The organism is Novosphingobium olei, from assembly GCF_012927405.1.
GTDB classification, from domain to species: Bacteria; Pseudomonadota; Alphaproteobacteria; order Sphingomonadales; family Sphingomonadaceae; genus Novosphingobium; species Novosphingobium olei.
The window spans coordinates 641748-650863 of sequence record NZ_JABBGM010000001.1 but is presented as its reverse complement, the minus strand read 5'-3'; the positions used below and the strand labels follow the sequence as shown (position 1 = coordinate 650863).

At 68.4% G+C, this 9116-nt stretch carries 10 protein-coding genes; 6 read left to right on the top strand and 4 right to left on the bottom strand.

The genetic code is table 11. The features are described 5' to 3' along the window. Positions 1-104: 104 nt before the first annotated feature. Positions 105-1520, top strand: a complete 1416-nt coding sequence (locus HHL27_RS03135; RefSeq protein ID WP_240959276.1) for a helix-turn-helix domain-containing protein — start codon at positions 105-107, stop codon at positions 1518-1520. Positions 1521-1700: 180 nt separating this feature from the next. Continuing rightward, positions 1701-1988, top strand: coding sequence for a hypothetical protein (locus tag HHL27_RS03130; RefSeq protein WP_169491883.1), 288 nt, complete (start codon positions 1701-1703; stop codon positions 1986-1988). Between the two features lie 46 nt (positions 1989-2034). Here the strand turns inward: HHL27_RS03130 and HHL27_RS03125 are convergent, their stop codons facing one another. From HHL27_RS03125 to HHL27_RS03115, 3 genes are read right to left on the bottom strand one after another with little or no spacing between them, the layout of a single operon-like run. Continuing rightward, on the bottom strand, positions 2035-2184 hold the full coding sequence (locus HHL27_RS03125) for a DUF2474 domain-containing protein (protein ID WP_169491882.1): 150 nt from the start codon (positions 2182-2184) through the stop codon (positions 2035-2037). Then, positions 2171-3178 (bottom strand): cytochrome d ubiquinol oxidase subunit II, encoded by a 1008-nt coding sequence (gene cydB, locus HHL27_RS03120; RefSeq protein ID WP_169491881.1) that lies wholly within the window; start codon positions 3176-3178, stop codon positions 2171-2173. Before cydB ends, HHL27_RS03125 begins: the two co-directional genes overlap by 14 nt. Next, complete coding sequence (locus HHL27_RS03115; RefSeq protein ID WP_169492106.1) at positions 3175-4587, bottom strand: cytochrome ubiquinol oxidase subunit I; 1413 nt, start codon at positions 4585-4587, stop codon at positions 3175-3177. The genes cydB and HHL27_RS03115 overlap by 4 nt, the downstream gene beginning before the upstream one ends. A 213-nt stretch (positions 4588-4800) precedes the next feature. Between HHL27_RS03115 and HHL27_RS03110 the strand changes: the two genes are divergently transcribed. The 4 genes from HHL27_RS03110 to HHL27_RS03095 are packed head-to-tail and all read left to right on the top strand — an operon-like array spanning position 4801 to position 7679. After that, the gene (locus HHL27_RS03110) at positions 4801-5310 is read left to right on the top strand and encodes a GNAT family N-acetyltransferase (protein ID WP_169491880.1); all 510 of its coding nucleotides are present in this window, start codon (positions 4801-4803) and stop codon (positions 5308-5310) included. Between the two features lie 26 nt (positions 5311-5336). Continuing rightward, the gene (locus HHL27_RS03105) at positions 5337-5909 is read left to right on the top strand and encodes a DUF1285 domain-containing protein (RefSeq protein ID WP_169491879.1); all 573 of its coding nucleotides are present in this window, start codon (positions 5337-5339) and stop codon (positions 5907-5909) included. After that, positions 5906-6511: an NUDIX domain-containing protein gene (locus tag HHL27_RS03100; protein ID WP_169491878.1), complete on the top strand. Its 606-nt coding sequence runs from the start codon at positions 5906-5908 to the stop codon at positions 6509-6511. The genes HHL27_RS03105 and HHL27_RS03100 overlap by 4 nt, the downstream gene beginning before the upstream one ends. Next, positions 6504-7679, top strand: a complete 1176-nt coding sequence (locus HHL27_RS03095) for a CCA tRNA nucleotidyltransferase (protein ID WP_169491877.1) — start codon at positions 6504-6506, stop codon at positions 7677-7679. Before HHL27_RS03100 ends, HHL27_RS03095 begins: the two co-directional genes overlap by 8 nt. Here the strand turns inward: HHL27_RS03095 and HHL27_RS03090 are convergent. Beyond that, complete coding sequence (locus HHL27_RS03090) at positions 7669-9111, bottom strand: S41 family peptidase (RefSeq protein WP_169491876.1); 1443 nt, start codon at positions 9109-9111, stop codon at positions 7669-7671. The genes HHL27_RS03095 and HHL27_RS03090 overlap by 11 nt on opposite strands. Positions 9112-9116 lie beyond the last annotated feature (5 nt).

Genomic DNA, 9116 nt, shown 5'->3' with positions numbered 1-9116 from the left:
AAGGGGATTCGGACAGCCCCTGCGAAGTCCTGTTGTCAAACTTTACAGGAAATGCTTGTACAGCTGTACAGCCCTTACAGACGGGCCTTGCAGGAGTTTGCGTCATGGCCATGGGCCCCGCTGCCAGCCGCCCGCTCTACCTCGGCCCGCGCATCAAGCGGCTGCGGCGCGAACTGGGGCTGACCCAGGCCGCGATGGCCGACGAACTGGGCATTTCTGCGAGCTATATCGCACTGCTGGAACGCAACCAGCGCCCGCTCACCGCCGACCTGCTGCTGCGCCTCGCCCGCGCCTACAAGCTCGACATGGCAGACCTTGCCGCGGACGAGCGCGACGATTACGCGCGCCGCCTGGCCGATGTGCTGCGCGATCCGATCTTTGCCGAAATCGACCTGCCCGCGCTGGAAGTAGCCGACGTTGCCACCAGCTTTCCCGGCGTGACCGAGGCGATGCTGCGGCTCCACGGCGCCTATGTGCGCGAACAGCAGGCGCTTGCAGGATTGCGGGCCGATGGCGGGGCCACGCGCGGCCTCGATCCGGTGGCCGAAGCGCGGCGCTTCGTGGCTGATCGGCGCAACTACTTCCCGACGCTCGATTCGCGCGCCGAGCAGCTGGCGGGCGAGATCGACAAGGCCGGATCGATCCGCGAAGCCTTGCGCCAGCAGGGCCTGCGCGTGCGCCTGCTGCCCTCGGACGTGATGATGGGCTCGATCCGGCGCTACGACCGGCACAACGAACAGCTGCTGCTCGACGATACGCTCACCCCCACCCAGCGCACCTGGCAGATGGCGATGCACATGGCCTACACCGCGCTGCGGCCGGAGATTTCGGCCCTGCTGCGCGGCGAAAGCTTTGCCAGCCCGACAGCGGCGACGCTCGTCCGCCGCGCGCTCGCCGCCTATGGCGCGGCGGCGCTGGTCATGCCCTACGACAAGTTCGCCCGCGCGGTCGATGCACGCGCCTATGATATCGAGGCGCTCGCCGGGCAGTTCGGCACCAGCTTCGAACAGGTCGCCCACCGGCTGACCACGCTCGGCCGGCCGGGGCAGGAACGCGTGCCGTTCTTCTTCATCCGCGTGGACGAAGCGGGCAACGTGTCGAAGCGCCTCGACGGCGCGGGCTTCCCCTTTGCCGCACACGGCGGCGGCTGCCCCTTGTGGAACCTCCATTCGGCCTTCCGCCGCCCCGACGAAGTGCTGACGCAGTGGCTCGAACTGCCCGACGGACAGCGCTTCTTCTCGATCGCGCGCACGGTGTCCTCGGGCGGCGGCGCGCACGGCCGCCCCCGCACGCTGCGCGCGATCGCGCTCGCCTGCGCCGCCGAACACGCCGGCAAGCTGGTCTATGCGGCGGGACAGAATGCTGGGGGCCAGGAAGCCAGGCCCACGCCCATCGGCGTCACCTGCCGCCTGTGCAACCGCGCCGACTGCGCCGCCCGCGCCGAACCGCCACTGGGCCGCGAAATCCTGCCCGACGATTACCGGCGCGGTGCCGAACCATTCGCCTTCGCAGAGAGCTGAGCTGGCTCCGAACCGGACATCCGCCTCGCGTCGTCATCCCGGGCTTGCCCCGGGATCCCGCTGTTCTTCGTGACGTCGTGCCTGAAGAAGCGGGCCCCCGGGTCAAGCCCGGGGTGACGGCGGATGATGGGTGGAAAGCGGACGTTGCGATTCACTCGGGTGAAGCGCTAGACCATGAGGATGACGACGGACTACCTCATAGATGGGATGCTATCTGGAACCGGTCTTCGAGACACAAAGAATGGCGGATATGTCGAACCGCTCGCGGTTGGTCTGTCAGCATCATTGACTGACGATCTGATAGCTTGGCAGAAGAGTTATGAAGACGCCCATTTTTCTAACTTCCCCATAACCATAGTCAATGATTTGGACAGAGAAGGTATTGCTCTTTCCGCACGCGCACAGGTCGAGTTGCCCGGGAAGAAGATAGGTTACTTCTCTAATGGCCTAATGAAGCGGATGGCCTGAACGTCTGCAACTGGGCGAAACCCGCCGCCCGCTTCTTTCCCGCGATCTAACCCTTCAACCACATCCGCAACACTGCGGCCACCACGCCCAGCGCCAGAACGCTGCCCAGCCAGATCGCCACCATCCAGCCCAGCCGCTTCCACAGCGGCACGCTGTCCGCGCCGTGCGGGTCCAGTTGCGGGTCAATGATAGCCATGTTCGCCGACCTTGCCGCGAAACACCCAGTAGGCCCAGCCGGTGTAGGCGAGGATCAGCGGCATTACGAGGCCCACGCCGATGAGCATAAACACCTGTGATCGCTCGGGCGCGGCGGCCTGCCAGATCGTGACCGACTGCGGCACGACATAGGGCCACATCGATACGCCGAGGCCAATGGCGCCAAGGCCGAACAGCGCCAGCGCATAGAGGAACGGCGGCCATTCCTCGCGCCGGCCCAGCGCGCGCCACAGCAGCACGGCGACGCTGACGGTCGCGACCGGCACAGGGGCCAGCGCGATCAGCAGCGGCATGTGGAACCAGCGCGCGAAGTATTGCTGGCCGAGGAACGGCGTGGCGAGGCTCACCGCCGCCATGGCGAGCAGCGTCGCCAGCGCGGCGGCGCGGGCATGGCGGAAGGCGCGGGTTTGCGCATCGCCTTCGACCTTGATCGCCAGCCAGCACGCGCCGAGCAGCGCGTAGCCGACGACGACGCCCGCGCCGGTCAGCAGCGAATACGGCGAAAGCCAGTCGAGCCAGCCACCGGCATAGGCGCGCCCTTCCACATGCACGCCCTGCAGCAGCGCGCCCAGCGTCATCCCCTGCGCCATTGCGGCGACGAGCGAACCGGCGAAGAACGCCCTGTCCCAGAACCGCTGGTGCCGCGGATCGCGCCAGCGGAATTCGAAGGCGACACCCCGGAACACGAGGCCCAGCAGCATCGCGATCATCAGCGGATAGGTCGCCGGCAGCACGATCGCGTAGGCCAGCGGAAAGGCCGCGAACAGTCCGCCGCCGCCCAGCACCAGCCAGGTCTCGTTGCCGTCCCACACCGGGGCAATGGCGTTCATCGCCTGATCGCGTTCGGTGCCGGGCCGGTAGAACGGGAAGAGGATGCCGATGCCAAGGTCGAAGCCGTCCATCACCACGTACATCAGCACGGCGAAGGCAATGATGAACGCCCAGACGGTGGCGAGATCGAAGTTGACCATCATGTCACCGCTCCTGCGCCGGAATCTTCGCCCATGTCTTCGATCGCGGCGTGCTGGTGCGGCCCCGGCGTGATCCCGGCGCTGCGGATCGGCGCGCGCTCGTCCTGCTCAGGCCCGGTTTCGTGCGGATGCGCGCCCTGGTTCATCAGCTTGAGGATGTACCACACGCCGATGCCGAACACCGCGCAGTAGACGAGGATGAACGCGAGCAGCGATGCCGCGACGGCGGGCGCCGCGATCGGGCTGCGGCTTTGCGCCGTCGTGAGCAGGCCATAGACGGTATAGGGCTGGCGGCCAACTTCGGTGGTGACCCACCCCGCGATCACCGCGACGAAGCCCGATGGCCCCATCACCAGCGCCGCGCGATGCAGCCAGGGCCAGTCGTAGAGCTTCTTGCGCGCGCGGGCCAAAAGGCTCCACAGCCCCAGCCCGAGCATGGCAAAGCCCAGCCCCACCATCACCCGGAACGACCAGAACACGATCCACACCGGCGGCCGCTTGTCGGGCGCGATGGTGTCCAGCCCGGCGAGCGGGGCGTCGGGATCGTGCTTGAGGATCAGGCTCGACGCCTTGGGAATGGCGATGGCGTAGCGCAGGGTCTGTGTCCTGTCGTCGGGAATGCCGAACAGATAGAGCGGCGCGCCGTGCGGGTGGCTCTGGTAGTGGCCTTCCATCGCCATCACCTTGGCCGGCTGATGCTCCAGCGTGTTGAGCCCGTGTGCGTCGCCCGCGAAGATCTGCACCGGCGCGACGAGTGCCGCCATCCACATCGCCATCGAGAACATTTTCCGCGCATGCGCATTCTGGCGGTCGCGCAGCAGGTGCCATGCGCCCACCGCGCCGACAGCCAGCGCGGTGGTCAGGTACGCCGCGATCACCGTGTGGACCAGGCGGTAGGGAAAGCTCGGGTTGAAGATGATCGCCGCCCAGCTCGGGCCGGGCAGGAACTGGCCGCCGGGTCCGATCTCGTAACCGGTCGGCGTCTGCATCCACGAATTGACCGACAGGATCCAGAATGCCGAAATGAAGGTGCCCAGCGCCACCATCAGCGTGGCGGCAAAGTGCAGCCCCTTGCCCACCCGGCCCATGCCGAACAGCATAACTCCCAGGAACCCGGCTTCGAGGAAGAAGGCAGTCAGCACTTCATAGGCCATCAGCGGCCCGATCACCCCGCCCGCCTTGTCGGAGAACACCGACCAGTTGGTCCCGAACTGGTAGGACATGACCAGCCCCGAAACGACGCCCATGGCAAAAGCCACGGCGAAGATCTTCAGCCAGTAACGGAACAGGTCGAGATAAAGCTCGCGCCCCGTCTTCAGCCACAGCCCCTCGAGCACGGCGAGGTAGCTGGCAAGGCCGATCGAGAACGCCGGAAATATGAAATGGAAGCTCACCGTGAAGGCGAACTGCATGCGTGCCAGTACAGTCGCGTCAAAGCCCGAAAACACGGCGCTTCTCCCCTAATGACTGTCCGCTCTGTCGGCGGGCAAGGCGCGGGCTAGGCCTCTGTTCCCCCGCCGTAAAGTGCAATGATTGCGCGGCGATTGCGCAAACCTCAACGCGCGAGAGGCCGATACGGCCCTACCAGCCTTGCGCCCCCCTGCCCCCGCCGCTATCCGCGCCACGTGTCCACGATCATCCCCCTTGCCGATGTCGACCCCGCGCTGGTCGAGGAGCTGCTCGATTCCGCGTTCGAGCCAGAGCGCCACACCCGCACGGCGTACAAGGTGCGCGAAGGGATGGAGTGGCTGCCGGGCCTGTCATTCGCCGCGCTCGATGAAGACGAGATGCTTGCCGGCACGATCCAGTGCTGGCCGGTGGCGCTGACCGATGCAGCTGGACGTGCGCATCCCATGATCATGGTCGGCCCGGTCGCCGTGCTGCCGGGACTTCAGGGCAAGGGCTATGGCAAGGCGCTGATGACCGCCGCGCTCACCGCGATCGATCCGCGCGCGCCGCTGCCGCAGGTGCTGATCGGCGATCCCGAATACTACGAACGCTTCTTCGGCTTCTCCAACGCGCACACCGGCAGTTGGGCGCTGCCCGGGCCGTTCGAACAGCACCGCCTGCTGTGCCGCACCGCCAACCCGGCCGTCCTGCCGCAAGAAGGCACCTTGGGGCCTTGGCGGCGCTGATCGCTTCTGGCATCGGCTGAGGCACCATGCCGTACACGCCACCGCCAGAACTCGCCTCGCTCTCCCTCGCCCAGCTCGCGGCCGAGGTAGAGGCACGGCGCATTCCGCCGGTCGACCAGTGGACCCCGGCCGAAACCGGCGACAGCGAGATGCGCATCGCCGCCGATGGCCGCTGGTTCCATCAGGGGGGCGAGATCAAGCGCCCGGCGATGGTCCGCGCGTTCTCCTCGCTGCTGGTGCGCGATGCGGATGGGCAGCACTGGCTCAAGACCCCGTTCCAGCGCCTGTCGATCGAAGTCGAGGACGCCGCCTTCCTCGCCACCGACATGGAAGTGCGCCACGATGGCGATGGCCGTCCCGTGCTCGCCTTCCGGCTCAACAGCGACGATCTGGTGATCTGCGGCCCGGCCAACCCGTTGCGCGTGGCGGGCAGTGCCGAGATCCCCGCGTTCTACATCGCCGTGCGCCACGGCACCGAGGCGCGGCTCAATCGCAGCACGTATGCCCAGCTGATCGATTACGCGCTGACCGTATCGGACGCGGACGCGCTCGCGGTGACGAGCATGGGCGCGCACTTCCCGCTGGTGCCGCACGCGTGAGTGCGCTGCTCGAACGACTGAAGCGCCTGTTCGACGAAGGCCACGCCCGGCCGTTCGAGCCCGCCTACGAAGACTTCCGCCCGATCCCCGAGAGCGGCCTGCGCCCCGCCGCCGTGCTGATCGCGGTGACCGATCGCGGCGATCATCCCGATGGCCCCGGCGTGCTGCTGATCCATCGCCCGTCGCACATGCGCGCCCATCCCGGACAGGCTGCATTCCCCGGCGGCAAGATCGATCCCGGCGAAACCCCGATCGAGGCCGCGCTGCGCGAAGCGAACGAGGAACTGGGCATCGATCCTGCCGACGTGACCGTGGTCGGCGCGTCGGACCAGTACCGCACCGGCACCGGGTACGACATCACCCCCGTCCTCGCCATGATCCCGCCAGACCTGCCGCTGCGTCCAAACCCCGCCGAGGTTGCGAGCTGGTTCGAGCCGCCGCTGGGCTTCGTGCTCGATCCCGCCAACCAGCAGCGCCATTCGGTCGACTGGCAGGGGCGCAACGTCTCCTACGTCGAGATCCTGTGGCGCGAACACCGCATCTGGGGCGTGACCGGCGGGATCATCGCCAACCTGACGCAGCGGTTGATGTGGCATGGCTGATCCGACCTTCCTTCCCCCGGCCGACTGGCTCGGCCGAAGCGACCTTGCCGCGCTCGTTGCCGCGCTCGGCCCCGGCAACGTGCGCTATGTCGGCGGCGTGGTGCGCGATACGCTGCTGGGCATCGCGCCCAAGGACGTCGACATGGCGACCGTGCTGCTGCCGCAGGCGACGCTGGAGCGCCTCGCCGCCGCCGGCATCCGCGCAGTGCCGACAGGCCTTGCCCACGGCACCGTCACCGCCGTGCTGGAGGGCGGGCCGGTCGAGATCACCACGCTGCGCCGCGATGTCGAAACCGATGGCCGCCATGCCACCGTGGCCTTCAGCACGGAGTGGCGCGAGGATGCCGCCCGGCGCGATTTCACCATTAACGCGCTCTATGCCGATCCGGTGACGGGCGAAGTGTTCGACTGGTTCGGCGGGCTCGACGACCTGAACGCCCGCCGCGTGCGCTTCATCGGCGATGCCGAAACGCGCATCCGCGAGGATTACCTGCGCATCCTGCGCTACTTCCGTTTCCAGGCCCGGTTCGGTTCGATCCCCGCCGACGCGCAGGCCGAAGCGGCGGTGCAGGCGCTGAGCGCCGGTTTGAAGGGCCTCAGCCGCGAACGCATCGCGGGTGAACTGCTTAACCTGCTCGGGCTTCCCGCGCCATCCGCCACGCTGGCGCGGATGGCCGAACTGGGCGTGCTGGCGCAAGTCCTGCCCGAAGCCGACCCGGCCCCGCTTGGCTCGCTTGAGGCGGCGGAGCGACGAGAGGGCGTCCCGCCCGATCCGCTGCGGCGGCTCGCTGCGATCCTGCCCGCCGATCCGGCGGCGGTCGACCAGATCGGCGCCCGCCTGCGACTCAGCAGCGCGCAACGGAAGCGTCTGGCCGCCGCTGCGCGGCGCAGCGGTGCCGAAACCGAAGCCGATGCCCGTGCGCTCGCCTATCGTCTGGGGCTGGACGAAGCGCGGGACCGCTTGCTGCTGGCGGGGCGGACGCTCGCTCCGGTCACCGACTGGGACGTGCCGCGCTTTCCGCTGAAGGGCGGCGATGTCGTGGCGCGCGGCGTGGGCGCGGGGCCCCAAGTCGCCGCCACGTTGCGCAAGGTGGAGGATGGCTGGGTCGCCGCTGGCTTCGACGACGCGGCGATCCCCGCGCTGCTCGACGCCGCGCTCAGCGCCTGAGGATCGTCGCGACGGCGCGGTCCAGCACGGGATCGCGCGCCGCGGCAATGTCGGCGGCAGTGGCCATGACCGCGATATCGGGGTCGAGCCCGGCATCGGGTTCCGCCGTCGTCGGAAAGTAGCCGACCAGCGGCAGGTCGAATTCGATCCCGCTCGCCGGAAGCCGCACGAAGAAGAAGCATCCGCCGTTGATCCCGCGCCGGTTTCCGCCGGTGGTGCGGCCGACCAGCCGCCCTGCCCCGGTGGTGCGAACCGCGCTCGCAAATTGGAACGTGGCCGAGCTGTTGACCGGCGAGGTCAGCACCACCAGCGGGATCGCCAGGCGCTTGCCGGCAGGCGCGACGGTAAGGTTGTCCGCGCTGCCGGGCCGCAGGAAGAACCCGCCCGGCAGGGGCGTGGCGCCCTGCCCCAGCGTGCGGAAACTGTCGTCCCAGGTGTCGAGATAGGGATCGAGATCGGCCGGCGTCGTGCGGAAGCGCAGGCGCTGTTCCTGCTGCGGCGGATTGTAGGGCCGATCGATGAAGCGAGAGAGCACCGCATTGCCCGGCTCCTCCAGACCGCCCTCGTTGTCGCGGATGTCGACGATCAGGCCGCGCGCTCCGGTCAGGCTGTCGAGCCGCTCGTCGAGCCAGGCCTGCCAGTTCCACTTGCTGTCATAGAGCGCCCAGCCGGGCATGGTCAGCAGCGCGACGCCGTCCGGTCGCATGTCCCAGCGCCAGACCACGGCATCGGGACCGGAGTCGGTCAAGATCATCGCCTTGCGCCGCTCGGCAAGGTCGATGGCGGGAAGCTCGATCCGCCGCGCGGGGCCACCGGGCGCGCGGACCACCAGCCGGTGCACGCCAGCGGTCGGCGGCGCGAGCAGGCCCTGGAACACGTCGAACGTCTCGATGCTGTCGTCACCGCGCACTTCCAGCAGCGAGACGCGCTTGCCGTCGTTGTGCCCGTCGGCGCGGACATAGGGCAACAGCCGGTTGCGCAAGGCTGTGGCGCTCTCGCCGTTGATCGCCTCGATCCGGGTGCCCGGCGCCAGCTGGCCCGAAGCATCGGCGGTGACGACCATGGCATCGCCCAGCCAGACGAAGTGGAACGGCAGCCGGGTGCGCCGGTCGAACAGCGCGGCGGCCAGCGCTTTCTTCTGGTTGTAGAAATTGGCGTAGCTGTGGCCGCAGCGGATCGTCGCAAGAAACCGCGAAAGCGCGAGGTAGCGCTGGTCCGGAGTTGCGGCGCCGACGAAGGCGCCCTGCAGCGCATCGAGCCGCGCCGCGACCTGTGCGGGCGTGGCATAGCGGTAGAGGCCGGGATGCAGGTTGAGCGCGCGGCGCAGGATCGTCATGTCGCCGGCAAGGTCGGCCGCGCTGGCCCGGCCCACGGGAACCGCGCCGGCCAGAAGCGTGGCGAGACCGGTCTTCACGAAGCTGCGCCGCTGCATCGAAG